The sequence below is a fragment of the Paracoccus hibiscisoli genome, from assembly GCF_005048265.1.
Lineage (GTDB): Bacteria > Pseudomonadota > Alphaproteobacteria > Rhodobacterales > Rhodobacteraceae > Paracoccus > Paracoccus hibiscisoli.
Genome location: NZ_SUNH01000033.1, coordinates 1 through 25,475, shown reverse-complemented (window position 1 = coordinate 25,475; position 25,475 = coordinate 1). Strand labels below are relative to the sequence as shown.

The window sequence follows — 25,475 nt, the reverse complement described above, 5'->3', positions numbered from 1 at the left end:
CCCGTTCTGTCACCAGCTTCACAGCCTCAAACTTGAACTCCTTCGAGAACTTCCGTCTCACCATGTCCGATCTCCAGTCCCTTGGTCACGATCTTATCTTCGTGTCCACGAAACCGGCAGCAGCTCAGATCCGATTGATGCCTGAAGGCCCCCCTCGCGGCGCAAGAGGACGAAGAGCCGGCGATAACCGAAGCGTCGGCGTTCGTTGGCCAGCTCCCGCAACCAATCGCCCAGCACCGTGTCCGGCGCACGGCTCGCGCGTCGTAGCGGACCACCTTGCGATCCGCTCTGACAATCCGGCACGCCCGCCGTTCCAAGAGCCCGAGCAGGGCATTCAGATGCGCGACCGCCTCGCGCTTCACGGCAGGCGTCACCACTTTTTTGAAACCAGCTCCTTCATCGCAGCCAGATCCAGCATCTGCTCGGCCAGAAGCCTCTTCAGCTTCGCGTTCTCATCCTCGAGCGTCTTCAGCCGCTTGGCCTCCGACACCGTCATGCCGCCGAACTTGGCCTTCCAGTTATAGACGGTGCCTTCCGACATGCCGTGCTTGCGGCACAGGTCAGCGCACTTCGCGCCGTCGACGTATACGTCGACCGTGCTCGCCAAGGATGCCGATGATCTGCTCATCCGTAAACCTTGTGCGCTTCATTGTCCGTCCTCAAGTTGGGGCGGACTCTAATCGGCCGTGGAGGAAAAATCCCGTGACAGGTCAATCGCCAGCAGAGGGGATGAGCAATGACAGCTGAGCTTCCACATATTCCAAGAGACAATGTTTGATTCTACGTGAACGCTTCTCGTTCAGAATGCCTTGCTCGAGAGATGCAGTCCGAGATCGGTCCGCTCCACCCGTTTTTTAATTTCTCAGACAAGCTTGCTGTGATTGCGAAATGCGCCGCGAACGATGATGGTCTGGTGCTTGATACAGAAGACGAACGCAGTGTGCCCTGTGTGCACGTAACTTGGTCTGGCAAACATGATCAGATCCCAACGAAATTCCCTTCATTCCTGAAGATACCAGGTGGGAATCTGCCCCGATTTTTGCGTGACTACTAAACTATGACCCTCTTGTCTGTCCCGCATAGCAGACGGCGACTATAGGGCAACAATGCCACCTTGACGAACCCTCCCCCAATAAAGAGAAGCCCCGGCGCAGGGAACGCCGGGGCATCAGAGAGGGAGGGGTGTGGCCGCATCCGCCGACCACTGGGCTTCGGTATCAAAACGCCGCACCCTGCTACCGGTTCCCACGCTTTTTCACTGCGCAGAAACCTGCCGAAAGGGCTTAGGCGACCAGGCGATAGCCGCCCGATTCCGTCACCAGCAGACGTGCGTTCGAGGGGTCGGGCTCGATCTTCTGGCGCAGGCGATAGATGTGGGTTTCCAGCGTATGCGTGGTCACGCCCGCATTGTATCCCCAGACCTCGTGCAGCAGCACGTCGCGGGCCACCACCCCGTCCTGCGCGCGGTACAGGAACTTGAGGATGTTGGTTTCCTTCTCGGTCAGGCGGATCTTGCGGTCCTTGACGTCGATCAGCATCTTCATCGACGGCTTGAACGTGTACGGCCCCAACTGAAAGATCGCGTCCTCGGACTGCTCATGCGTGCGCAGCTGCGCGCGCAGGCGGGCCAGCAGGACGGGAAACTTGAACGGCTTGGTGACATAGTCGTTGGCACCCGCATCCAGGCCCAGGATCGTGTCGGCATCGGTGTCATGACCGGTCAGCATCACGATGGGGCATTTGACGTTCAGCTTGCGCAGCTTCTTGCACAGCTCTCGCCCGTCGGTGTCGGGCAGGCCCACATCCAGCACCACCAGGTCAAAGATGGCGTTCTTGGTGGCCTCGACCGCCTCGGCGCCGTTGCCGGCCTCGGTCACGTCGAAATCGTCGGTCGCGACCAGCTGTTCGGCCAGCGCCTCGCGCAGGTCTTCCTCGTCATCGACCAGCAGGATCTTCTTCAGTCCGGCCATGATTGCCTCCTTTGCGTTGTTGGACAAGGAGTTGGGCCCGGACGCCGCGTCCGTCCAGCGTCATGTGCGAATTCTCACATGGAGTTGTCGGATCGGTGCGCTATGTTTCAGACTGTTTCAAGAATGCGTGTCCCATGACCCTGATCCCGACCCTGCCCGAGACCATCGCCCGCGCCCGCGCCGACCTGCGCATGGGCCTGCCCATCGCCCTGGGCGACCATCTGGCCGCCGCGGTCGAGACCCTGTCGCCCGAACGGCTGGCCGATCTGCGCGCGCTTGGCCCCGCGGTGCTGGCCCTGACCGGGCGGCGGGCCGAGACGCTGAAGGCGCGCGCCTATGACGGCGATCTGGCGCGGGTGGCGCTGCCTGCGGGGGCCGATCTGGTTTGGTTGCGTGCGCTGGCCGATCCGGCGGGCGATCTGATGACACCGCTGAAAGGGCCGCTGACGACGCTGCGCGAGGGGGATGTGTCGGCCCACCGCGCCGCGCTGGCGCTGGCCAAGTCGGCGCAGCTGCTGCCCGCGATGCTGCTGGTGGCGGCGCCCGCGCAGCCGGGGTTGACCGCGCTGCCGCCCGGCCCGGTGCTGGCGCAGCTGGCGGCCGAGACGGCGATGGCCCCGGTCGCCGCCGCCCGCTTGCCGCTGCTGGCGGCCGAGCGGTCGCGCCTGCATATCTTTCGCCCCGATGACGGGGCCGAGGAGCATTACGCCATCGAGATCGGCGACCCGCCCCGCGACGCGCCCGTCCTGGCGCGGCTGCATTCGGCCTGTTTCACCGGTGATGTGCTGGGCAGCCTGAAATGCGATTGCGGGCCGCAGCTGAACGCCGCCCTGGCCGCGATGGGGCAGGCGGGGGCGGGGGTGCTGCTCTATCTGAACCAGGAGGGGCGGGGCATCGGGCTGGCCAACAAGATGCGCGCCTATGACCTGCAGAACCAGGGATTCGACACGGTCGAGGCCAATCACCGCCTTGGCTTCGAGGATGATGAGCGTGATTTCCGCATTGGGGCGGCGCTGCTGCGGCGGTTGGGGTTCGAGGCGGTGCGGCTGATGACCAACAACCCGCGCAAGGTCGCGATGATGCAGGCCCATGGGATCGCCGTGCCGGAACGGGTGCCGCTGATCGTGCCGCCGAACCGCCACAATGCGGGCTATCTGGACATCAAGGCGCAGAAATCGGGGCATCTGCTGTGAGCGCCATGGTGCTGACCCGACAGGGCCTTCTGTGGCGGGGGCGGCTGTTTCCCTGCAGCATCGGCCGCGCGGGCGTCACCGCGACCAAGCGCGAGGGCGATCACGCCACGCCTGCGGGCATCCTGCGCATCACCGGGCTGTGGTATCGCCCCGACCGCCTGGCGCGGCCCGCGCCCTGGGCGCGGGCGATCGGGCCGGGCGATCTGTGGTGCGATGACCCGGGCCATCCGGCCTATAACCGCCACGTCCGCGCGCCCCTGGCGGCCAGCCATGAGCGGCTGCGCCGGGCCGATCCGCTGTATGACCTGATCCTGACGACGGATTGGAACGCGGATGGGGTGCCGGGCCGCGGTTCGGCGATCTTCCTGCATCAGTGGCGCAGGCCCGGTACCGGCACCGAGGGTTGCATCGCCTTCGCGCGCCCCGATCTGATGCGGATCGTCCGGCAGGCCCGGCCGGGAACGCGGCTGGTCATCCCGCGCGCCCTGGGCGGCTGAGGCGGCCTCAGCCGGTCACTCGCGCCCCGAAGATCGCCGAGCCGACCCGCACATGGGTCGCGCCATGGGCGATGGCGGCCTCGAAATCGGCGCTCATGCCCATCGACAGGCCGGGCAGGCCATGCGCCTGCGCCAGATCGCGCAGCAGGCGGAAATGCGGCACCGGGTCCTGATCCTCGGGGGGGATGCACATCAGGCCCTCGGGGCGCAGGCGCAGCTCAGCGCACAGCGCCAGAAAGCCCGGCAGTTCATCCGCCAGGATCCCCGCCTTTTGCGGCTCGTCCCCGGTATTGACCTGCACGAAAAGCTGCGGATGGCGGTCCTGTTCGCCCATCTGGGCGGCCAGCTTGCGCGCCAGGGTCACGCGGTCCAGCGTGTGGATCGCGTCGAACAGCTGAACCGCCGCCCGCGCCTTGTTCGACTGCAGCGGGCCGATCATGTGGACGGATGCGGCGGGATGCGCCTGGCGCCATGCGGGCCATTTGCCCTGCGCCTCCTGGACGTAATTTTCGCCGAAGACGGTGTGGCCTGCGTCCAGCACGGCCTCAACCCGCTCGGGGGGTTGCAGCTTGCTGACCGCGATCAGCGTGACGCTGCCCGGCGCGCGCCCGGCTGCGATTTCGGCCGCGCGGATGCGGCGGGTGATGTCATCCAGTCCCATGGCCCTACCTGACAAAAAGAAAAGAGCGGGCGCAAGGCCCGCTCTTTCCATGGTGACGTTTGATCGCGAAGGATCAGAAGTCGAAGCGGACACCGAAGTCGCCGCGGACGTTTTCGTCGTAGCCACGCTCCAGAGAGCCGGCCAGGTAGGCGCCGCCCAGGTCGTAACGAGCGCCGATCCCGAATGCATTGTCGGTCTCGTTGCCGGCCGCATCGTTGTTGGCGACATAGGCGCTGATCGTGGTCAGCGGTGCGACAACATAGTCACCATACAGAACGAACGTCTTGCCCTGCTCGACGTTCGCGGTGCCCGTGCGGATGCCATCAACGACAACCGGTTTGTTCGCAACGCCGTTGTCAATGTAGCTCAGACCAACGCCGTTCTCGGTGCCTGCCAGGGTGTAGTACGCGCCAAGGAAATACTGATCGTTGCCGTCAATGCTTTTGCCGTCCTTCAGGGCAGCTGCCGACAGAGCAACATCATTCCAGTCGTAGTCGACCGAGATGCTGATTTCTTCGTCGGCGTCAGTCAGACCGGTCTGGTCCGCGTCAACGTAGGAGAAGCGTGCTTTCAGTGCGTCAACTGCATACTCGACCGAGACGCCAAGGCGGTTGTTGTTGGCGCCGTAGCTTTTCGACTCGTAGGCATAGAAATCACCCATCGGGTTGCCGAACGAACGGCTGATCAGGCCCACTTCCGATGCGTACAGCAGGCCGGCGTTGTCGAAGGCGGTGCCGACGTTGCCCACGGCAACAGTAAAGCCGCTGGCGGTCACATAGATTTGGCCCGGCGAGACGCGGTCAATACCGCTGTCGCCCTGGTCCCACTGCAGGCGCAGACGCGCACCGAAATCAACGCCCTGATCGGTCGAGGTCGTAGCGTGCACGTTCAGGCGAACGCGTGCAGAAACCTGCGTCTCGTTTTGCGAAGTGAGCACGTCATCAACGAAAGTGCTGCGGCCTTCTTCATAGTTCACGGCCGTACGGCCGTAGCCCGAGATGGTGACGTCTGCAGCGGCGATGCCGGCGGTCATGACCAGCGCGGTCGAGGCGATCAGAGCCTTTTTCATGGTGGTGTTCCCTCTTGTCTCTCTGTTGCCCAAGCCGGCGGTCCCGCCCTGGGTATGCAATTTGTTTCACCCTTTCGCGATTGTGATGCAACGGAATCAAGCGCGCCCTGATTTCTTTGCCCATTTCCGTGATGCACTTGCGCCACACTTTGCCCGGCGGTGGGCCGCCGGGCCTGCGCGGCCCCTGTCTGTGCGGCCCCAAATCGCTTGTTTCGCCGGGCGGTTCCGGGCTAATGCTGGCCGCGACGACACTGACCTTCGGGGGACCAGGATGACCTATGCACGCGCCGCGCGCCTGCTGATCGCCACGACGCTTTGCGCGGGGCTTGCCGCCTGCGGCTCGTCGGCGCGCAACACCGGGCCTGCGGGCGGCACCATGTTCGACGGCCCCGACATGGGCGCCGGTCAACGCGGCACGCGCATTCAGGATCTGCTGCGTCGCTCGGGGAATCCCGATCAGATGGTCGGCGTGAACAAGTACCTGTGGAATGCCAGCCTGGACGTGCTGAACTTTCTGCCGGTGCAGACGATCGACCCGTTCACCGGGGTGATCCAGACCGGGTTCGGCACGCCGCCGGGCGGGGGGCGGTCCTATCGCGCCACGATCCAGATCAGCGACCCGGCGCTGGATGCGCGCAGCCTGCGCCTGTCGCTGCAGGGGCCGGGCGGCGGCGCCGTGGAACCCGGCACCGTGCGCGCGGTCGAGGACGCCATCCTGACCCGCGCCCGCCAGCTGCGCCTGCAGGACGGTCGCCTGTAAGGGCATCTGGACCCGCAGGGGTCGGGCGTATAGACCCTGCGGGCAACGAATGACGCCCGAGGTTCCCCATGCCCTATGATCCCGCGACAAGCGAAGCCCGTTGGCAGACGGCCTGGGCCGATGCCGGCACATTCGCCGCCATCCGCGACGAACGCCCGAAATATTATGTGCTGGAGATGTTCCCCTATCCCTCGGGGCGCATCCATATGGGCCATGTGCGCAACTATACGATGGGCGACGTGGTGGCGCGGTTCAAGCGCGCGCAGGGATTCAGCGTGTTGCATCCGATGGGCTGGGACGCCTTCGGCATGCCGGCTGAGAACGCCGCGATGGAACAGGGCGGCCATCCGCGCGACTGGACCTATGCCAATATCGCGACCATGCGGGATCAGTTGAAGCCCCTGGGCCTGTCCATCGACTGGAGCCGCGAATTCGCGACCTGCGACGACGCTTATGTGGCGCAGCAGCAGGCGCTGTTTCTGGACATGCTGGAGGCCGGGCTGATCACGCGCAAGTCGGCGCAGGTGAACTGGGACCCGGTCGACATGACCGTGCTGGCCAATGAACAGGTGATCGACGGCAAGGGCTGGCGTTCCGGCGCGACGGTCGAGCGGCGCGAGCTGACGCAGTGGTTCTTCAAGATCAGCGATTACAGCGATGAGCTGTTGGAGGCGCTGGACGGGCTGACCGGCTGGCCCGAGAAGGTGCGCCTGATGCAGGCCAACTGGATCGGCAAGTCGCGTGGGTTGCAGTTCCGTTTCGCCACGGTCGATGCGCCGGCGGGTCATGAGGCGATCGAGGTCTATACGACCCGCCCCGACACGCTGATGGGGGCCAGCTTCGTCGCGCTGTCGCCGGACCATCCCTTGGTCAAGGAGCTGGCGGCCACCCGCCCCGAGATTGAGGCCTTCCGCGACGAATGCCGCAAGATCGGCACCACCGAGGAGGCGATCGAGACCGCGCCCAAGCTGGGCTTCGACACGGGCCTGACCGTCGCCCATCCGCTGGACGCGGAGTGGCACCTGCCGATCTGGATCGCGAATTTCGTGCTGATGGATTACGGCACCGGCGCGATCTTTGGTAGCCCCGCGCATGACGAGCGCGACCACGAGTTCGCCACGAAATACGGCCTGCCGGTCCGCGCGACCTTCGGGGAACGCGGCATGGATCAGGCCGCGGCGGATGCGCTGGTCGCCAAGGCGCCCTTTGTTCCGGCCAAGGCCGAGACCGTGACCTATGTCCGCGGATTTGCCGGCGAGGCCGACCAGACCGGCGAGGCCGCCGTGGATGCCGCCATCGCCCATGCGGAAGGCGCGGGCTATGGCGAGGGCGTGACCAAGTTTCGCCTGCGCGACTGGGGCATATCGCGTCAGCGCTATTGGGGCTGTCCGATCCCGGTCGTGCATTGCGACAGCTGCGGGACAGCCCCCGAGGCGAAGCAGAACCTGCCGGTGCTGCTGCCGCAGGATGTGAGTTTCGACGTGCCGGGCAACCCGCTGGACCGCCACCCGAGCTGGCGTCAGGCGACCTGCCCCAAATGCGGCGGGGCAGCGCGTCGGGAAACCGACACGATGGACACCTTTGTCGATTCGTCCTGGTATTACGCGCGGTTCACCTCGCCGGGGGCGGATACGCCGACCGACCGAGCCGATGCGGATTACTGGATGAACGTGGACCAGTATATCGGCGGCATCGAACATGCGATCCTGCACCTTCTGTATTCGCGATTCTTCGCCCGGGCGATGGTCAAGACGGGCCACCTGCCCGAGGCCGCGGGTGAGCCCTTCGATGCGCTGTTCACCCAGGGCATGGTCACGCACGAGATCTATCGCACCACCGATGATCGGGGCCGCCCTGTCTATCACCTGCCCGAGGACGTGACGGACGGGAAACTGGCCGACGGCACGGCGGTCGAGGTGATCCCCTCGGCCAAGATGTCGAAATCGAAGAAGAACGTCGTCGATCCGGTCAATATCGTCGAAAGCTTTGGCGCGGACACCGCACGCTGGTTCATGCTGTCCGACAGCCCGCCCGAGCGTGACGTGGAATGGACCGCCGCAGGAGCCGAGGCCGCGTTCAAGTTCCTGTCCCGCGTCTGGCGCCTGGCCGATGAGGTCCCCGAGGGGGGCGACGACGCCGACCTGACGCGCGCGGCGCATCGTGCCATCGCCGATGTCACCAAGGCGATCGAGGGATTCGCCTTCAACAAGGCGGTCGCGAAGTTGTATGAACTGGCCAATGCGGTGGCGAAATCGCAGGCGGGCGGAGAGGCGCGCCGCGCGGCCCTGCGCATCATGGCCCAGCTGATGGCACCGATGGTGCCGCACCTGGCCGAGGAGGTCTGGTCGAAATCGGGCGGGCAGGGCATGGTCGTCGATGCGGGCTGGCCCGTGGCCGACCCCGCGATGCTGGAGGATGACAGCGTGACCCTGCCCATCCAGATCAACGGCAAGCGCCGGGCCGAGATCACCGTCCCCAAGGACATGCCCAAGGACCAGATCGAGGCCATGGTGCTGGCCGACGATACCGTCCTGCGGTTCCTGGAGGGGGCTGCGGTGAAAAAGCTGATCGTGGTGCCGGGGCGGATCGTCAATGTGGTCGCCTGATCGCCGCGCGGTCCTGCTGGGCCTGCTGGCCGTATCCGGGCTGGCGGCCTGCGGGCTGTCGCCGGTCTATGGGCCGGGCGGGGGGGGCGGCAGACTGTTCGGCAAGGTCCGCCCGCGCGACCCGGACACGCCGCTGGACTTTGTCTTCAACCGCCGCCTGGCCGAGCGTTTGGGCCCCGAGGATGCGGCCGTCTATGACCTGGATTATCAGATCAACGCGGGCGTCGTGGCGCAGGCCATCACCCCGGATGAGGTCACGACCCGCTATTCGCTGAACGGCACCGCTGATTTCGCGCTGACCGGGCCGGGGGGGGCGGTGATCACGCAGGGGCGGGTCAGCAGCTTTACCTCTTATTCCACGACCGGCACGACGATCTCGACATTGGCGGCCGAGGGCGATGCGCGCGAGCGGCTGGCCCTGATGCTGGCCGATCAGGTGGTGACGCGCCTGCTGGCCGCTGCCCGCTCCCTGCCGGATTGACGCCATGCTGCTGAAAGGGGCCGAGATCGCGCGCTATCTGGCCCGCCCCGACCCCTCGCGGCCGGGGGTGCTGATCTATGGGCAGGACGCGATGCGCGTGGCGCTGAAACGGGCCGAGGTCGTGCGTGCGCTGGCCGGCGACAAGGCCGATGAGGAGATGCGCCTGACCCGGATGCCCGGCGCGGGCCTGAAAAAGGACCCCGCCCAGCTGATCGACGCGGTGCGCGAGGTGGGGTTCTTTCCCGGCCCCCGCGTGGTCGTGGTCGAGGACACGCCCGATCTGGCCACCGACGCGATCCGCGATGCGCTGACCGGCTGGCGACAGGGGGATGCGGTGATCGTGGTCACCGCGGCCAGCCTGTCCAAGTCGTCATCCCTGCGCCGCCTGTTCGAGACGCATGGCCAGGCGGTGACCGCCCCCATTTATGACGATCCGCCGTCGGAGGACGAGATCGCCCGCTGGCTGGCCGAGGCCGGCCTGCGCGAGGTGCCGCGCGACGCGATGCGCGAACTGGCCCTGCTGGCGCGCGCGCTGGACCCCGGCGATCTGCGCCAGACGGTCGAGAAGATTGGACTGTACAAGTATCAGGACCCCGCCCCCCTGACGGTGGACGAGATCGCCCTGCTGGCCCCCGCCACCATTGAGGCCGACATGGACGAGCTGATCCACACCGTCGCCGAACGCCGCGAGGAGGATTTCGGCCCCCTCATGCGGCGGATCGAACATCAGGGCATCCAGCCCGTGGCCCTGTGCATCGCGGCGCTGCGCCATTTCCGGGCGCTGCATCTGGCGGCTGCCGATCCGGCAGGGCCGGGGGTGGCGCTGGCCCGCGCGCGGCCGCCGGTCTTTGGCCCGCGCCGCGACCGCATGACCCGCCAGGCGCAAAGCTGGGGCATGGGCCCGTTGGAGGAGGCGGTGTCGCTGCTGCTGAGCACGGACATGACGCTGCGATCCTCCAGCCGCGCGCCGCAGATGCCGCTGGTGGAACGCGCGCTGCTGCGCCTGGCGATGAAGCCGCGGGGGCGGCGGTGAGCCTTGCGCTGGTGATCGGGGCCGGGCCTGCCGGGCTGATGGCGGCCGAGGCGCTGATGGCGCGGGACCGGCAGGTGGTGGTGGTCGATGCCATGCCCACGCCCGCGCGCAAGTTTCTGATGGCGGGGAAGTCCGGGCTGAACCTGACGCGCGACGAACCGCTTGCGGCATTCGGCGCGCAGATCGCGGGGGCTGAGGGGCGCGACTATCTGGCGACGGAGGCCGGGATCTTCGGCTCGCAGGCGGTGCGGGACTGGGCCGAGGGCCTGGGCATCGCGCTGTTCGCCGGGTCGACGGGGCGGGTGTTTCCGGTGGGCATGAAGGCCTCGCCCCTGCTGCGGGCTTGGCTGGCGCGGCTGCGCGCGGGCGGGGTGGATCTGCGGTCGCGCTGGCGGTGGGTCGGGCTGGAGGGCGGGTTCGTCTTTGACACGCCCGACGGGCGCCAGGTGCTGCGCCCCGATGTGACGGTGCTGGCGCTTGGCGGGGCCAGTTGGCCGCGTCTGGGGTCGGATGCGGGTTGGGTGCCGATTCTGGCCGGGGCAGGGGTCGCCATCGCGCCGTTCCGCCCGGCCAACATGGGGTTTCGCGTTGACTGGTCGCCCGCGATGGCGCGGCTGTACGGTGCGCCGGTCAAGGGTGTCGCGATCCGCGCGGGTGACAGTGTCAGCCGTGGCGAATGGGTCATCACCCCCGACGGTATCGAGGGCGGCGGCGTCTATGCCGTCGCGGCCCTGATCCGTGACGGGCAGGCGGCCCATGTCGATCTGGCCCCCGATCTGGACAGGGCAGCGCTGGCGCGGCGCTTTGCGCAGCCGCGCGGAAAGCTCAGCCTGGGCAACTGGCTGCGCCGCATTCTGGGCGATCCGGCGCGGGTCGGGCTGCTGCTGGAATGGGGACGGCCCTTGCCGGACACCGCCGATGGCTGGGCCGCGCGGGCCAAGGCGTTGCCGCTGCGCCATGCCGGGCCGATGGGGCTGGAGCGGGCGATCTCATCCGCCGGGGGAATCACCGCCGATGCGCTGACGCCTGATCTGGAGCTGCGCGCCCTGCCCGGCGTCTTTGCCGCCGGAGAGATGCTGGACTGGGAGGCGCCGACGGGCGGCTATCTGCTGACCGCCTGCCTGGCCACCGGCCGCCGCGCCGGAGAGGCCGCGGCCGCGCGCCTTCAAAGCGCCATCGCGCGCTGATAGGCGGGCCGCTGGCGGATGCGGTCCAGGTAATCGGTCAGCTTGTGTTCCACCACCGGAAAGCGCGCCGTCAGCGCCCAGTCCAGGCAATGCGCCAGGATCAGGTCAGGCACGGTCATCCGATCGCCCATCAGGAAGGGGCCGTCGGACATGCGGTGGATCAGCGTGCGCTGGCTGGTCTCGAACTCCCATCGCAGGGTGTTCTTGATCGCGCCAAGGCGCATCTCCTCGGGCAGGATAAAGCTGTGGCGTGCGGCCAGCCACAGTGCCGCGTCGAATTCGTCCAGCAGGAACTGGGTCAGGCTGTCCTGGCGCGCCCGGTCCAGCGTGCCCGCGGGATGGGTCAGGTCGCCATGGCGGTCGGCCAGATAGGTCAGGATCGCGGTCGAATCGGTGATCGGCGTGCCGTCGTCGATCAGGACCGGCACCTTGCCCGCCGGGTTGAACTGCGCCACGCCGTCGCTGCGCGGATTGGCGGGGATGTGCTCGTAGGGTTGGCCCAGCTCCTCCAGCATCCACAGGACGCGCAGGGCGCGGGACTTGGCGGTGCCGATGACGCGGTACATGGGGGTCCTCCTGACCGTTGAACGGACAGAAGGCCCCGGCCCCGCGCCCGCGTCAAGCGCGGCGGCAGGCGACCAACTGCTGGCGATACATCTCGGATCGCTGGCCGACCTGGCCCGCGACGCGCATCAGCCACGGCTTTTGCCGGTGGCTGCCGCGAGAGAACCCGCCGCGACCCTCGTGATAGGCCAGGTATTGCGACGTCGCGTCATGTTTGGACAGGCCCAGCTGGCGTTGGGTGCCGTCCATGTACCAGCCCATGAAATCGGTGGCGTCGCGGATGTTGTCGCGCTGTGCCCGGCGGTTGCCGCTGTTGCGCTGATACTCCTCCCAGGTGCCGTCCAGGGCCTGGGAATAGCCAAAGGCGCTGCTCTGGCGACCGATCGGAATGACGCCAAGCGCGTATTGATGGGGCGTGCGCGCATCGCCGATGAATTTCGATTCCTGATACATCGTCGCCATCTGCACATGCACCGGAACGCCCCATTTCCGTTCTGTCGCACGCATCGCGCGCAGATAGGCGGGCCGTTCCGCGGCGATCGCGCAGGCATTGTCCAGCTGTCGCGGCGCGCTGAAGTTTCCGCCCCCGCAGGACGCCACCAGCCCGACGATGGCCAGTTTGAGAAGCCTGTTCATTCTGCCCTCGTTCTGCTCATTCTTGGCTTTTGCCTGATATTACGGGAAATCACGCGGCGGTGAAATCAGAAAGCCGATGGGCGGGCGCCGGGCCGCCGACGGATCAGTCCGCGCGCTCGGGGCGCAGCAGCGCGTTCAGCGCCTGCAGATCGTCATGGCCCGCCTCGCGCAGCAGCGTCTCCAGCGCGCGATAATGCGCCAGGACCTGCTGTCCGGTCGGGGTCACGGTCGCGCCGCCGCCGCCCGCGCCGCCTCGCGCGCTGTCGATCACCGGATCGGCAAAGGCCGCGTTCATCTCCTCGACCAGGGTCCAGGCGCGCTTGTAGCTCATCCCCATCTCGCGCGCGGCGGCCGAGATCGACCCCAGACGCCCGATGCGCGACAGCAGTTCGGCCTTGCCCGGCCCCAGGATCAGCGGGGAATCGTATTCCAGCCGCAGCTTGATGCGCAGCCGGTGCGGCGCGGCAGTCTGGTTCGCGGTCTGGGTCATGGGATCTCTCTCGATATTCCGCCGCAGCATAGCGCCTTGGGACCGGGTCCGCAATTTGCCGTGACGGCACGGCTTGCGGCATCACGCCCACGCCCTAGACTGTCCCCCAGGCAAGAGGAGGCCCATCCATGTCCGCATCCGATATCGTCATCCTGTCCGGCGCCCGCACCGCCATCGGCACCTTTGGGGGCAGCCTGGCGGCCATCCCGCCGATCCAGCTGGCCACCACCGTCACCCGCGCCGCGCTGGAGCGGGCGGGCGTGGCCCCCGACCAGATCGGGCAGGTGGTCTTTGGCCATGTGATCAACACCGAACCCCGCGATATGTATTTGTCCCGCGTGGCCATGCTGGAGGCAGGCATCCTGCACACCACGCCCGCGATGAACGTGAACCGCCTGTGCGGTTCGGGCGCGCAGGCCATCGTGTCCGCCGCGCAGGCGCTGATGCTGGGCGACGCCGATTTCGCCATCGCGGGCGGCGCCGAAAGCATGAGCCGTTCGCCCTATGTCGTGCCTTCGGCCCGCTTTGGGGCCAAGATGGGCGATCAGGCGATGCTGGACATGATGACCGGCGCGCTGACCTGCCCGATGGGCACCGGCCATATGGGCGTCACCGCCGAGAACGTCGCCGCCGAGCATGACATCACCCGCGAACAGCAGGACGAATTCGCGATGGAATCGCAGCGTCGCGCGGCGGCGGCCATCGCGGCAGGCCATTTCAGGGACCAGATCGTGCCCATCGAGGTCAAGTCGCGCAAGGGCATGGTCGCCTTTGACACGGACGAGCACCCCAAGGACACCAGCCTGGACAAGCTGGCTGGCCTCAAGGCCGTGTTCCAGAAGGGCGGCAGCGTTACCGCGGGCAATGCCAGCGGCATCAACGACGGCGCCGCGGCGCTGGTCCTGGCGCGGGCGGATGCCGCCGAACGCGCGGGCCTGACCCCGCGGGCGCGCATTCTGGGCTATGCCGTCGCGGGCGTGCGCCCCGAGGTCATGGGCATCGGCCCGGTCCCCGCGGTCGAGGCGCTGATGGCGCGGACCGGGTTGAAGGCCGGTGATTTCGACGTGGTCGAATCGAACGAGGCCTTTGCCGCGCAGGCCCTGGCCGTGAACAAGGGCCTGGGACTGGACCCGGCCCGCGTCAACCCCAATGGCGGCGCCATCGCCCTGGGCCATCCGGTCGGCGCCACCGGCGCGATCCTGATGGTCAAGGCCATCCACGAGCTGGAGCGGACGGGCGGGCGCACCGCGCTGATCACCATGTGCATCGGCGGCGGTCAGGGCATCGCCATCGCCATCCGCCGCGACTGACCCCGCGTTAGTTGCCGCACAGGACAACCGGTCTGGTTTCCAGACCGGTTTTTTCTTGCTTTCCGCCCGAAACCCGTCCCGAGTGATGCAGACAAATCGAGGAGGAGACGAGGTGTCACAGGGAGTTATGTTCATTGCCGCGGCCTTGCCGGTCGTGGTGGTCTTTTTGCTGCTGGTGGTGATGCGCCGGTCGGCCAAGCTGTCCATGCTGGCGGCCTATCTGGTCACGGTCGGGCTGGCGCTGGTGCTGTGGGGCGCGCCCCTGGCCCGCGTCGCGGGGGCCACGGTCAACGGCCTGCTGACGGCGGTGACGCTGCTCTACATCGTGTTCGGGGCGATCCTGCTGCTGTACACGGTGCAGGAATCGGGGGCGATCCGGGCGATCCGGCAGGGGTTCACCGATATCTCGCCGGACCGGCGCATCCAGGCCATCATCATCGCCTGGATGTTCGGGTCGATGATCGAGGGGGCGTCCGGGTTCGGCACCCCCGCCGCGGTGGCGGCGCCGCTGCTGCTGGCGATCGGGTTTCCGGCCATGGCGGCGGTGATGGTCACGCTGATCATCCAGTCCACGCCGGTATCCTTTGGCGCCGTCGGCACGCCGATGCTGGTGGGCATCAGCACCGGCCTGTCCAACAGCCCCGAGGTCGAGGCCGCCATCGCGCCCCTGACCGTCGCGGAATACGTGCCCGTCGTCGCGGCTCAGGTGGCGCTGGTCCATGCGCTGGTGGGGGTGCTGGTCCCGCTGTTGATGGTGAGCATGCTGACGCGGTTCTTCGGCACCAGCCGCAGCTTTGCCGAAGGGTTCCGGGCGTGGAAATTCGCCATCTTTGCCGGGCTGGCCTTCACGCTGCCCTATCTGGCGGTCGCGCGGGTTCTGGGACCGGAATTCCCGTCGCTGCTGGGCGGGCTGATCGGGCTGATGATCGTGGTGCCGGCGGCGCGGGCGGGGTGGTTCCTGCCCTCGGACCGGTTCGACTTTCCGCCCCGCGCGCAATGGGGTGCGGGCTGGCAGGGTCAGCTGGAGCCGGATCAGGCCGATCTGGGGCCCGAGGACCGGCGCATCGGGCTGCTGCGCGCCTGGATGCCCTATGTGATCGTGGCGGTGCTGTTGGTGCTGACCCGGACCATCGCGCCGCTCAAGGCCTGGCTAACCGGGCCGGACACGACTATCGCGCTGCGCGACCTGTTCGGATCGGGGATCAACGCAACGGCGCAGTTCGCCTATTCGCCAGGGACGGTGATGATCATCGCCTCGCTGATCTCGGTCGGGCTGTTCCGGATGCGGGGGCGCGATTACGGGCGGGCCTGGGCGATCTCGGGGCGCACCATGCTGGCCGCGGCGCCCGCGCTGCTGCTGGCGGTGCCGATGGTCCAAGTGTTCATCAACTCCGGCTCACCGGGCGTGGGCTCCATGCCCATCACCCTGGCCGAGGGGATGGCCGGGGCCGCGGGCGGGTCATGGCCGCTGTTCGCGCCGATCGTGGGCGCATTGGGGGCCTTTATCGCGGGGTCGAATACCGTGTCGAACATGATGTTCGCGCTGTTCCAGTTCTCGACCGCGCAGGGCATCGGGCTGGATCTGGCCGGGATCACCGTGGTCGTCGTGCTGCAGGCGGTCGGCGGGGCGGCGGGCAACATGGTCTGCGTGCATAACGTGGTCGCAGCCTCGGCCGTCGTCGGCCTGACCGACCGGGAAGGCGACATCATCCGCAAGACGCTGATCACCATGGTCTATTACGTGGTGCAGGCGGGTCTGGTCGGGATGGCGCTGATCGCGGGCGGGCTGTGGTGGCTGGCGGCGGTGATCTGGGCCGTCGTGGTGATCGCCGCGATGCGGTCCAACCGCGAAAGCCGCGCCGTCCGCGGCTGACAAGACGTGCGGGGGGGCGGCCAGCCCCCCGCGCCTGCCGGGGCCGCGCCACATGGGGGCAGCCCCAAAAGGAACGGGCCGCCCAGCAAGGAGGCGGCCCGCGAGATCCAAGGAGATGGTCCGGTTAGGGGCGGACCGGGGTCCGGTCCCAACCAGGGTAACGCGCCTTCGGGGCTGCCCTCAGGCGACGGTCCCCCCGACTGTTCCGAAACGTCTCTCCACTATCACTCTAGACACTGGACCACCTCCTTTCAAAAGATTGCTGTATATGTGCAGGCTGACACAGATCGAGAATCTGTCAATCAGCTTTCGGCGCCGCGACCCAACAAATTGCGGACAATGATCCGGAATGGCACCAGAGCCAGTAGGGCCAGACACAGCTTGACCAGCCAATCGGCAAGTGCCAGCGAAACCCACAGCGGATTGAGCGGTCCGTGACCAAGCAGCGGAACCGTCTCGGTCGCCCAGCCCGTATTGATGTCCGCGGGCAGCAGGCCCGAGAAGGCGATGCCGAAGAACAGCACCGTATCCAGCGCCGATCCGATCAGCGTGGACACCAGCGGCGCCCGCCACCAGCGCCCGCCCCGCAGGCTGTCGAAGACCTGCACATCGACCATCTGCGCGACCAGAAACGCCGTCCCCGAGGCGATGGCGATTCGCAGGGTCGTGGCCTCCAGCCCTGCGGCGATCAGCGACCAGGCGACCCCGGTGACGAACCCGGCCAGCACCACGCGCCGCGCGGCCTGCGCGCCATAGACGCGGTTCATCACGTCGGTGACCAGAAAGGCCAGCGGATAGGTGAAGGCGCCCCAGGTCAGCCAGGTGGCCACCGTGAACTGGACAAGGATGTTGGAGGCCACCACGATGGCGGCCATGGCCAGGATGCCGGGCAGAAAGCGGGTCATGACGGGTCCGTTTTGACAAGGTTGCGGAGAAACTCGGCCCCCTTGGTCCGCAGGGCGGCGGGGCAGCGCGGGCCTTACGCCCCGCCGCCCCGGCTTGTCAATCGCCGGACGGGTCGGGGCGCAGGCGGTATTCGACGATCTCGGTGCGCTGCAGGAACAGGAAGTTGTCGTCCGAGATCATCGTGATGCGGATGCCCGTCCCGTCATCCCAGACCGAGATCCCCTCCAGGTTGTCGTATTGCAGCGGGCGCGTCTCCAGCAGGATCTGGTCGTCCTGGATGACGCCGGGGGTCAGCTGCATCCGGCGGATGCGGCTGCTGAACCCCAGGATACCGCGAAAGTCGCGCTCCAGCAGATAGAACCAGCCGTCGGGGCCGAAATCGGCGCCCACCGCCAGCCAGCGCGGGTCGCGGCGGATCTGGGCGTATTCCGTCCATTCGCCGTCAAAGGCCAGCACGGTGAAGGGCGTCGCCTCGTTGGCCGAGCGTTCGGGGACGGCGAACAGGGTGCCGTCGCGGATGGCCAGCGCCTCCAGCCCGCTGTTCAGGCCCATGCCGGGGATCTGCGGCGGGCGGGGCAGGCGGGTGGCGGGGGCGTCGGGGCTGTCATAGGTGGCGACGCGGTCCAGCCCTTCGAAGCTGACATGGATGCGGCCATCGGCGCCCACGGCGATGCCCTCGCTGTCGCCGGTATAGCCGGGGGGCAGGGGCTGGCCCGCGCTGTCGCGCAGGTTCGCGCGCCCGGCCACGGCCATGCCGCGCACCAGGCCCTGGTCGTCGCGTTCCACCCGGCCCCAATACAGGTGCGACCGGTCGGTCAGGGCGTGGAACCCGGTGCCGTCCGGGCTGATCTCGATGCCGGAAAACCCGCCAAAGCTGGGGTGGTCGTCACGCCAGACAAAGGTGCCCACGTAATCAAGAACCGCGCCTGCATGGGCAGGCGCGGTTGCGAGAAACGCGGTCAGGGCAAGCGTCAGGGCGCGGAGGCGACGGTCGAACATTGGCTGGGCAGGTCGCTCATCCGGAAGGTGCGGGGGTGGCGGTAATCGGGGTCGGGGGTCGAGGGCCGGGCCCGGCTGGGGTCGATGCGGATGTTGATCCATTCCTGCGCCTCGGCGCAGCCATCGCTTGCCGGGATCGGGTTCGGGGTCTGGCACATGGAGCCTGCGGGGCAGTTCATGCGGACGTGGAAGTGATAGTCATGGTTGTTGATGGGCCGGATCTTGCGCAGCCAGTCGCGGTTGCCGGTCTCCATCTGGCACATCGCGACCTTGGCGACCGGATCGACGAAGATGCGTTCCACGCGGGGGTCGCGGGCTGCGGCGCGCATGATCGACATATGCGCCCCCGTCCAGTTGCCCGACAGCGCCGTGCCGCCATTCGCCACGACCGAGACCGAGGACAGGTTTTCGCGCTGCTGGCGCGAGAGCTGCAGCGAGGATGGCGGCAGCATCCAGATATCGGCGTCCAGCCCGATCTGGTGGCTGGCATGCCCCGAGGTCATCGGCCCGCCACGCGGCTGGCTGATATCGCCGATATAGAGACCCTGCCAACCGGCCTGCTGCGCCGCGCGCGACAGGCCCTGCAGGAAATCGATCATCACCGGGTGGCCCCAATGGCGGTCACGCGACAGGCGCATGGATTGCCAGCTGGGGCCGCTGTCGGGCATCTGCACCAGGCCCTGCGCGCAGCCCTGGGAATAGTTGCCGATGGCGACGGCCGGTCCCCCCGACGGGGTGCGAAAGGCGCCGAAGACGTCCTTGGCCAGCGATTGGGCCGATGCGGGCAGGGCCAGGCCCATCAGGACGGCGGCGGCGGTCAGGGTCTTGCGGATCACGGGGGCGTCTCTCCTTCGGGGTCGACCCAGACTAGCAGAACCAGCGCGACAAGAAAGATCACGATCAGGGGAAGAAAGCCGATGCGCTGATTCCCGGTCAGATCGGTGGTCACCGCGATCAGGAAGGGCGCCAGGAATGCGGTCGCCTTGCCAGACAGCGCATAGAGGCCGAACCCCTCGGTCGCGCGGTCGGGGGTGGTGTGGCGCACCATCATCGTGCGGCTGGCTGCCTGCAGCGCGCCGCCCGCGCCGCCGATTACCGCCCCGCAGGCAAAGAAGATGAGGTCGGGCAGGCGCAGGTTGCCCAGGATCGCATCAGGCGTGGGGATGCCCAGCACGGAGGTCCGGTCCATGCCGACCAGCAGCACGCAGACCGCCGTCAGCGCCAGGATGGCCGCCACGATCACCGCGCGGGGGCCGAATGCGCGGTCCGCGCGTCCGCCCAGCCAGCTGATCACCGCCGCCGAAATGGCGCTGACCACGCCGAAGACGCCCGCCAGGAACACCGGCCAGCCCAGCACCGTCCCCGCATAGACGCCCCCGAACCCGTACAGCGCATTCAGCGCATCGCGCGAGAACATCGACGAGGCCAGCCAGGCCGCTAAGCTACGCCGGTGGCGCAGGCTGCGGATCAGGGCCCACAGATCGTGCAGGGCGCGGCGGATCTGCACGGGGCGGCCCGGCCCCGGTTCGCGCACCCACAGAAAGAACGGGATCATGAAGACCGCGTACCAGATGGCCGTGAAGGGCCCGACAAAGCGCGTCCCCTCGCGCGCTGCCGGGTCCAGCCCGAACAGCGGCGGGATGCCCAGCAGGGTCCGCCCCGAGGGCGTTTCCGCGAACAGCAGCAGCATCAGTGCCAGCGCCACGACCCCGCCCAGATAGCCGAAGGCATAGCCCGAGCCCGACACGCGGCCGATCTCGTCGCGCGGGGCCAGGGCGGGCAGCATGGCATTGGTGAAGATGGTCGCGAATTCGACCCCGATCAGGCCGATGCCGAACAGGATCACCGCCTGGATCAGCGGCGGCTGGTCGGGCGTCAGGCTCCACAGCCCCGCTGCGCCCAGGACATAGAACCCCGAGAACACCCAGACCCAGGGCATCCGCCGCCCCGAACTGTCCGCGATGGCGCCCAGCACGGGGGCGGCCAGCGCGATCACCGCGCCGCTGATCGCCAGCCCGTAGCCCCACAGCGATTGCGCCTGCGCCCCGGCCAGCGCGGCGTCCATGCCCTGGCCGATGAAATGCGTCCGCGCGACCTCGGCAAAATAGATCGAAAAGACGAAGGTCAGCAGCAGCGTGTGATAGGGCTGGCTGGCCCAGTCAAAGAACCACCAGCCCCAGACCCGCCTGCGATCGATCGTCATGCCCGTCCCCCATGGCTTTTCCGCCATAAGGGCCATGCGCCGTTACAGTGGCAAGTGAAGTTTCGCGTCATCCGGAATGATGGGCGGCCAGGGCCGGGTCGCATCCGCCGCGATCCAGGCCTGGATCCAGTCGGGCAGGGGCGGGCTGTCGGGCCCGTGGCCCAGGGCCTCCATCACGCGGGCGGGGGGCACGATGCCCTGGGCCGAGGTCACGGCGGACCGGATCATCACCTGGTTGCAGCATTCCGTGCCGGCCCACATGGACTGCTCCATATAGACGAAGCGCGCGTCCCAGCCCACCGTCCGCGAGATCATCGTGAATCGCTGGAACGCGCGGATGCGCTTGCGATAGCGGGTCGAATTGCCCGCCACGGTGATGCCCCAGCCATTCGCGCGCAAAATCGGCACCAGCCCGGTGCGCCGCGCCAGCGGGATGCGGCCCAGATCGAACAGGGTCAGGGTGCGGCCGTTGTTCAGCTCCCACCAGGGGTCCAGGTCCCAGGGCCAGCACATATGCGTGGACACATGGGTGCCCAGGGGGTCCAGGGCGGGGGCGTGGCGGAACTTGACCAGTTCTTTGGCAAAGCGGATCAGCGGATACATGGCGGGCCTTTCGTGGGCGGGGCCTTTCGTTCTGCCCCGTGGGTGGCGCGCGATCACGCGGGCGTCAAGCGGGACGCGGCGGCATCCCGTCGCGCCCCGCTTGCGTCCCGTGGGCCCTGCGGCCATACAGGGGTCGAACGCGCGCGATGTGAGCCAAGGAGACGACCATGGGAACCCTGTACGAAGCCCTGCAACTGATCCTGCAGGTCCTGTGGTTCATCATGATCGTCCACATCATCATGTCCTGGCTGATCAACTTTCAGGTGCTGAACCTGCGCCAGCCGCTGGTCGCGCAGATCTGGGACGGGCTGAACCGCCTGCTGGAGCCGATCTATCGTCCGATCCGGGGCATCCTGCCCAATACCGGCGGCCTGGATCTGGCGCCGCTGATCGTGTTCATCGCCATCATCATCGCGCAGCGCGCCCTGGCGAACAACGCGGGCTTCTTTTACGGCTGATGCCTACGGACCTGCTGCGCCAGGTCTGGGGATTCGACGGTTTCCGCCCCGGACAGCAAGAGATCGTCGAGGCGGTGGCCGCAGGCCGCGACGTGCTGGCGATCATGCCGACGGGCGGCGGGAAGTCACTGTGCTTTCAGCTGCCCGCGCTGATGCGGGACGGGGTGACGGTGGTCATCTCTCCGCTGATCGCGCTGATGCGCGACCAGGTGCGCGCGCTGCGCGAGGCGGGGGTCGAGGCAGGGGCCCTGACCAGCGGCAATACCGAGGCCGAGACGGACGCGGTCTTTGCCGCCATCGCGGACGGGCGGATGAAGGTGCTGTACATGGCGCCCGAACGGCTGGCCTCGGGCGGGACGGTCAACCTGCTGCGCCGGGCTGGCGTCACAGCCATCGCAGTCGACGAGGCGCATTGCGTCAGCCAGTGGGGCCATGACTTCCGCCCCGATTATCTGCGCATCGGCGATCTGAAGCGCGCGCTGGACGTGCCGCTGGCGGCCTTTACCGCCACTGCCGATGTCGAAACCCGGGCCGAGATCGTCACGCGCCTGTTCGACGGGCGGGCCCCTGTGACCTTCCTGCGCGGCTTTGACCGCCCGAACATCCGGCTGGCCTTCCAGCCCAAGAACAGCCCCCGGACCCAGGTCCTGGCCTATGCCGCGGCGCGTCGCGGGCAATCGGGCATCATCTATTGCGGCGCACGCGCACGGACCGAGACGCTGGCGCAGGCCTTGCGCGAGGCGGGGCACCCGGCGATCCCCTATCACGCGGGGCTTGAGGCCGAGGCCCGGCGCGAGGCCGAGGCGCGGTTCCAGACCGAGGACGGGCTGATCGTCGTGGCGACCGTCGCTTTTGGCATGGGCATCGACAAGCCGGACATCCGGTGGGTGATGCATGCCGACCTGCCGAAATCCATCGAAGGCTATTACCAGGAGATTGGCCGCGCGGGCCGCGACGGCGATCCGGCGGATACGCTGACGCTCTATGGCCCCGACGATATCCGTCTGCGCCGCACCCAGATCGACGAGGGGCTGGCCGACCCCGCGCGCAAGTCGGGCGATCATGCGCGTCTGAACGCGCTGCTGGGTCTGGCCGAGGCGACGGGCTGTCGGCGGCGCAAGCTGCTGGCCTATTTCGGCGAGGATATGGCCACCGATTGCGGCAATTGCGATCTGTGCCAGACCCCGCCCAAGCTGTTCGACGGGACGCTGGCGGTCAGGAAGGCGCTGTCCGCGATGGTGCGCACCGGCGAATGGTTCGGCAGCGGCCACCTGATCGACATCCTGACCGGCACCACCACCGACAAGGTGCGCGAACGCGGCCATGACCAGCTGCCGACCTTTGGCGTGGGGCGTGAACACGGGCGCGGGCAGTGGCAGGCGATCTTCCGGCAGATGATGGGGCTGGACCTGTGCCGCCCCGACCCGGAACGCCACGGCGCCCTGCACCTGACCGAGGCCGCGCACCCGATCCTGCGCGGCGAGGCCAGCGTGACCCTGCGCGAGGATACGACCAAGGGCGCCAAGCCCGCCAATGTCCTGCGCACCCAGGTCAGCGAGGAGGACGAGCCGCTGCTGTCCGCGCTGAAGGCCAAGCGGCGCGCCCTGGCCGAGGCGGCGCGCGTGCCGGCTTACGTCATCTTTCCCGACCGCACCCTGATCGAGATGGCCGAGAAACGGCCGCAGGACCTGGATCAGATGGCGCGCATCGGTGGCGTGGGCGCCAAGAAACTGGATAGTTTCGGTCGCGCCTTCCTGGAGGTCATCGCAGGCGCCCAGCCCGAGATGCACCCCGCGCGCCGGGCGCTTGCGGGCAAGCCCGAGGGCGCGCTGTTCGACCGGCTGCTGGCCGTGCAGCTGGACCTGCAGCGCGGCCCCGAGGGCACCGACAAGCCGCTGTCCTGTTCCACCGCGCAGATCAAGCGCATCGCGGAAAGCCGCCCGGCCAGCCCCGACGCGCTGGCCCGGCATCTGGACCAGCCCCGGCTGGACCGCTTTGCCGATGCCTTCCTGGCCGAGATCGCCCGCGCGGACTGAACGCGCCCGGTCAACCGCTCCGGTCAACCGAACGTGATGCATCATTTGCGTAACTGCCCGCGTGGATCATGCGATAACGCAAGGGTCTGCCCGCCTGCGGGCCAGCCCGATCGGAGGACATGATGAAGCTGAACTGGTCTGACGTCACGCCGCATAAGATCTTTCTGGATCGGCGGAAATTCATGGCCGCGGGCATCGCCGCCGCGGCCCTGCCCGGCCTTGCCGGCGCGCAGACGCTGAGCGCGCGGCCGTCCCCCCTGTCCACGGATCAGACGCCGAACACCTTTGAGGAAATCACCAATTACAACAATTTCTACGAATTCGGCACGGGCAAGGAAGACCCCGCCCGCAACGCCCATGCCCTGACCACCGACCCCTGGTCCGTCGAGATCACCGGCCTGGTGGACCGCCCCGGCAGCTATGGCGTCGAGGATCTTGCCCCGGACAACGCGCTGGAGGAACGCATCTATCGCCTCCGCTGCGTCGAGGCCTGGTCGATGGTCGTCCCCTGGATCGGCGTGCCGCTGGCCAGCGTGCTGTCCCGGGTGGGCGTCCAGCCCTCGGCGAAATACGTCGAATTCGAGACTTTGGTCCGCCCCGAGGAGATGATCGGCCAGCGCCGCGCCATCCTGGACTGGCCCTATCGCGAGGGGCTGCGCCTGGACGAGGCGATGCACCCGCTGACCATTTTGGCCACCGGCCTATATGATCAGCCGATGCCCAATCAGAACGGCGCGCCGATCCGGCTGGTCGTGCCGTGGAAATACGGCTTCAAGTCGATCAAGTCGATCGTGCGCATCCACCTGCGCGAGGATCAGCCCGTCAACACCTGGAAACAGCTGCAGGCCAACGAATACGGGTTCTATGCCAACGTGAACCCGACGGTGGATCACCCCCGCTGGAGCCAGGCCACGGAACGCGTCATCGGCGCGGGCCTGTTCGGCGGTCGCAAGGAGACGCTGATGTTCAACGGCTATGGCGATCAGGTCGCGTCGCTTTATGCGGGGATGGACCTGGCGGTGAACTACTGATGATCCGGACCATCAACGACACGCTGCGACGCATTCCGGTCTGGGCGGTCTGGCTGGCGGGGGCTGTGCCCTTTGCCGTGCTGATGTGGGACATCCTGACCGGCGGCCTGGGCGTCGATCCCGTGCAGGAGGTCGAACACCGCCTTGGCCGGACGGCGCTGTATTTCCTGGTGGGGGGGCTGGCGGTCACGCCGCTGCTGCGCCTGACGGGTGTGTCGCTGATGCGGTTCCGCCGGGCGATCGGGGTGATCTGCTTTGCCTATGCGCTGCCACATGTGCTGGCCTGGGTGGTTCTGGATATGGGGCTGCTGTGGGGACAGATGGGGCGCGACATCCTCAAGCGGCCCTATCTGCTGTTCGGCATGGGGGCGTTCCTGATTCTGCTGGCCCTGGCGGTGACGTCGAACAACCTGGCGCTGCGGCGCATGGGCGGGCAGGCGTGGCGACGCCTGCATATGCTGGTCTATGGCGGCGCCATCCTGGCCGCGATGCACTGGCTGTGGGCGATCAAGGTCAACGAAGTCGCACCGATCCTCTGGGCTGCGATCATCGGCGTTCTGCTGGCCTCGCGGCTGGTGATTCGACGGCCAATGCCCTGGACGCGGCCTCAACGGTCCTGAAATAGTATTCAATATCAGTGGTTTGTGAGAAATTTGACCGGCTGACACGTTTTTTTCACAAAACCCGCTTGCGTCCTCCGGCGGCTCGGCCTAAACACCGCTTCACCGAAGGCGGGAACGCTGGAGGGCCCGGGAAGGCGGTGCTGAGAGGCGCGGTTGGAACGGGAGACATTCTGGGGATTTGGTGACGGTTGTGGCGTCGAGTTGACGTCGTGATCGTGATTTTGGTTCTCTTGCTTTTTGACATTGATGGATATCTGAAGAGATATGCGGGCGGTTCGGTCGTCAT

At 67.5% G+C, this 25,475-nt stretch carries 25 protein-coding genes and 1 pseudogene; 13 read left to right on the top strand and 13 right to left on the bottom strand.

Features of this window, described 5'->3' with window-relative positions; genetic code table 11:
- Positions 1-150: 150 nt before the first annotated feature.
- Both FA740_RS17040 and FA740_RS17035 read right to left on the bottom strand, forming a co-directional pair.
- A pseudogene (locus tag FA740_RS17040) lies at positions 151-650 on the bottom strand (transposase); the annotation flags it as partial.
- Between the two features lie 633 nt (positions 651-1,283).
- A complete protein-coding gene (locus FA740_RS17035; RefSeq protein WP_136858006.1) occupies positions 1,284-1,970 on the bottom strand; it encodes a response regulator transcription factor in 687 nt (228 codons plus the stop codon).
- 134 nt (positions 1,971-2,104) lie between these two features.
- Here FA740_RS17035 and ribA point away from each other — a divergent pair, with 134 nt between their 5' ends.
- Positions 2,105-3,163, top strand: a complete 1,059-nt coding sequence (gene ribA / locus FA740_RS17030; protein WP_136858005.1) for a GTP cyclohydrolase II — start codon at positions 2,105-2,107, stop codon at positions 3,161-3,163.
- Between the two features lie 5 nt (positions 3,164-3,168).
- Entirely contained in the window at positions 3,169-3,660 is a 492-nt protein-coding gene (locus FA740_RS17025; protein WP_136858009.1) for a L,D-transpeptidase family protein, read from the top strand.
- A 7-nt stretch (positions 3,661-3,667) separates the two neighbouring features.
- On the opposite strand, the gene FA740_RS17020 is transcribed toward FA740_RS17025, so the two are convergent.
- Both FA740_RS17020 and FA740_RS17015 read right to left on the bottom strand, forming a co-directional pair.
- Positions 3,668-4,321, bottom strand: coding sequence for a YggS family pyridoxal phosphate-dependent enzyme (locus tag FA740_RS17020; protein WP_136858004.1), 654 nt, complete (start codon positions 4,319-4,321; stop codon positions 3,668-3,670).
- Between the two features lie 73 nt (positions 4,322-4,394).
- Entirely contained in the window at positions 4,395-5,390 is a 996-nt protein-coding gene (locus tag FA740_RS17015) for a porin (RefSeq protein WP_136858003.1), read from the bottom strand.
- A gap of 271 nt (positions 5,391-5,661) precedes the next feature.
- Here FA740_RS17015 and FA740_RS17010 point away from each other — a divergent pair, with 271 nt between their 5' ends.
- The 5 genes from FA740_RS17010 to FA740_RS16990 all read left to right on the top strand — a co-directional run bounded on the left by FA740_RS17010 (position 5,662) and on the right by FA740_RS16990 (position 11,457).
- Positions 5,662-6,150: a DUF3576 domain-containing protein gene (locus tag FA740_RS17010; RefSeq protein WP_136858002.1), complete on the top strand. Its 489-nt coding sequence runs from the start codon at positions 5,662-5,664 to the stop codon at positions 6,148-6,150.
- Between the two features lie 68 nt (positions 6,151-6,218).
- Positions 6,219-8,756, top strand: coding sequence for a leucine--tRNA ligase (gene leuS, locus FA740_RS17005; protein WP_136858001.1), 2,538 nt, complete (start codon positions 6,219-6,221; stop codon positions 8,754-8,756).
- Positions 8,743-9,237, top strand: a complete 495-nt coding sequence (lptE, locus tag FA740_RS17000; protein WP_136858000.1) for an LPS assembly lipoprotein LptE — start codon at positions 8,743-8,745, stop codon at positions 9,235-9,237. The genes leuS and lptE overlap by 14 nt, the downstream gene beginning before the upstream one ends.
- 4 nt (positions 9,238-9,241) lie before the next feature.
- Positions 9,242-10,270 (top strand): DNA polymerase III subunit delta, encoded by a 1,029-nt coding sequence (gene holA / locus FA740_RS16995; RefSeq protein ID WP_136857999.1) that lies wholly within the window; start codon positions 9,242-9,244, stop codon positions 10,268-10,270.
- Positions 10,271-10,308: 38 nt separating this feature from the next.
- Entirely contained in the window at positions 10,309-11,457 is a 1,149-nt protein-coding gene (locus tag FA740_RS16990) for a TIGR03862 family flavoprotein (RefSeq protein ID WP_246053698.1), read from the top strand.
- On the opposite strand, the gene FA740_RS16985 is transcribed toward FA740_RS16990, so the two are convergent.
- The 3 genes from FA740_RS16985 to FA740_RS16975 all read right to left on the bottom strand — a co-directional run bounded on the left by FA740_RS16985 (position 11,436) and on the right by FA740_RS16975 (position 13,147).
- Positions 11,436-12,023 carry a glutathione S-transferase family protein gene (locus FA740_RS16985; protein ID WP_136857997.1) on the bottom strand — a complete coding sequence of 196 codons (588 nt, stop codon included), beginning with the start codon at positions 12,021-12,023 and terminating at the stop codon, positions 11,436-11,438. The two genes, FA740_RS16990 and FA740_RS16985, sit on opposite strands and share 22 nt — an antisense overlap.
- Positions 12,024-12,075: 52 nt before the next feature.
- Complete coding sequence (locus tag FA740_RS16980) at positions 12,076-12,657, bottom strand: transglycosylase SLT domain-containing protein (protein ID WP_136857996.1); 582 nt, start codon at positions 12,655-12,657, stop codon at positions 12,076-12,078.
- Positions 12,658-12,760: 103 nt separating this feature from the next.
- On the bottom strand, positions 12,761-13,147 hold the full coding sequence (locus FA740_RS16975) for a winged helix-turn-helix domain-containing protein (protein WP_136857995.1): 387 nt from the start codon (positions 13,145-13,147) through the stop codon (positions 12,761-12,763).
- 128 nt (positions 13,148-13,275) lie between these two features.
- Between FA740_RS16975 and FA740_RS16970 the strand changes: the two genes are divergently transcribed.
- Positions 13,276-14,457, top strand: a complete 1,182-nt coding sequence (locus tag FA740_RS16970; protein ID WP_136857994.1) for an acetyl-CoA C-acyltransferase family protein — start codon at positions 13,276-13,278, stop codon at positions 14,455-14,457.
- 112 nt (positions 14,458-14,569) lie between these two features.
- On the top strand, positions 14,570-16,330 hold the full coding sequence (locus tag FA740_RS16965; RefSeq protein WP_211243734.1) for an L-lactate permease: 1,761 nt from the start codon (positions 14,570-14,572) through the stop codon (positions 16,328-16,330).
- 302 nt (positions 16,331-16,632) lie between these two features.
- Here the strand turns inward: FA740_RS16965 and FA740_RS16960 are convergent, their stop codons facing one another.
- The 5 genes from FA740_RS16960 to FA740_RS16940 form a co-directional block, all read right to left on the bottom strand.
- Positions 16,633-17,235 (bottom strand): queuosine precursor transporter, encoded by a 603-nt coding sequence (locus FA740_RS16960; protein ID WP_136857993.1) that lies wholly within the window; start codon positions 17,233-17,235, stop codon positions 16,633-16,635.
- Positions 17,236-17,332: 97 nt separating this feature from the next.
- The gene (locus tag FA740_RS16955; RefSeq protein WP_136857992.1) at positions 17,333-18,235 is read right to left on the bottom strand and encodes an esterase-like activity of phytase family protein; all 903 of its coding nucleotides are present in this window, start codon (positions 18,233-18,235) and stop codon (positions 17,333-17,335) included.
- On the bottom strand, positions 18,208-19,071 hold the full coding sequence (gene mepA / locus FA740_RS16950) for a penicillin-insensitive murein endopeptidase (protein WP_136857991.1): 864 nt from the start codon (positions 19,069-19,071) through the stop codon (positions 18,208-18,210). The genes FA740_RS16955 and mepA overlap by 28 nt, the downstream gene beginning before the upstream one ends.
- Entirely contained in the window at positions 19,068-20,438 is a 1,371-nt protein-coding gene (locus tag FA740_RS16945; RefSeq protein WP_136857990.1) for an MFS transporter, read from the bottom strand. Before FA740_RS16945 ends, mepA begins: the two co-directional genes overlap by 4 nt.
- Before the next feature lie 42 nt (positions 20,439-20,480).
- On the bottom strand, positions 20,481-21,041 hold the full coding sequence (locus tag FA740_RS16940; RefSeq protein WP_136857989.1) for an acyl-CoA thioesterase: 561 nt from the start codon (positions 21,039-21,041) through the stop codon (positions 20,481-20,483).
- A 167-nt stretch (positions 21,042-21,208) separates the two neighbouring features.
- On the opposite strand from FA740_RS16940, the gene FA740_RS16935 reads away from it, so the two are divergent.
- The 4 genes from FA740_RS16935 to FA740_RS16920 all read left to right on the top strand — a co-directional run bounded on the left by FA740_RS16935 (position 21,209) and on the right by FA740_RS16920 (position 25,186).
- Positions 21,209-21,499: a YggT family protein gene (locus tag FA740_RS16935; protein ID WP_136857988.1), complete on the top strand. Its 291-nt coding sequence runs from the start codon at positions 21,209-21,211 to the stop codon at positions 21,497-21,499.
- A complete protein-coding gene (gene recQ, locus FA740_RS16930) occupies positions 21,499-23,535 on the top strand; it encodes a DNA helicase RecQ (protein ID WP_136857987.1) in 2,037 nt (678 codons plus the stop codon). The genes FA740_RS16935 and recQ overlap by 1 nt, the downstream gene beginning before the upstream one ends.
- Positions 23,536-23,654: 119 nt before the next feature.
- On the top strand, positions 23,655-24,566 hold the full coding sequence (gene msrP, locus FA740_RS16925) for a protein-methionine-sulfoxide reductase catalytic subunit MsrP (protein ID WP_169306348.1): 912 nt from the start codon (positions 23,655-23,657) through the stop codon (positions 24,564-24,566).
- Complete coding sequence (locus FA740_RS16920; protein WP_136857986.1) at positions 24,566-25,186, top strand: protein-methionine-sulfoxide reductase heme-binding subunit MsrQ; 621 nt, start codon at positions 24,566-24,568, stop codon at positions 25,184-25,186. Before msrP ends, FA740_RS16920 begins: the two co-directional genes overlap by 1 nt.
- 14 nt (positions 25,187-25,200) lie before the next feature.
- On the opposite strand, the gene FA740_RS19930 is transcribed toward FA740_RS16920, so the two are convergent.
- Positions 25,201-25,475, bottom strand: a 275-nt coding sequence (locus FA740_RS19930) for a hypothetical protein (RefSeq protein ID WP_211243733.1), incomplete at its 5' end; no start/stop codon positions are given.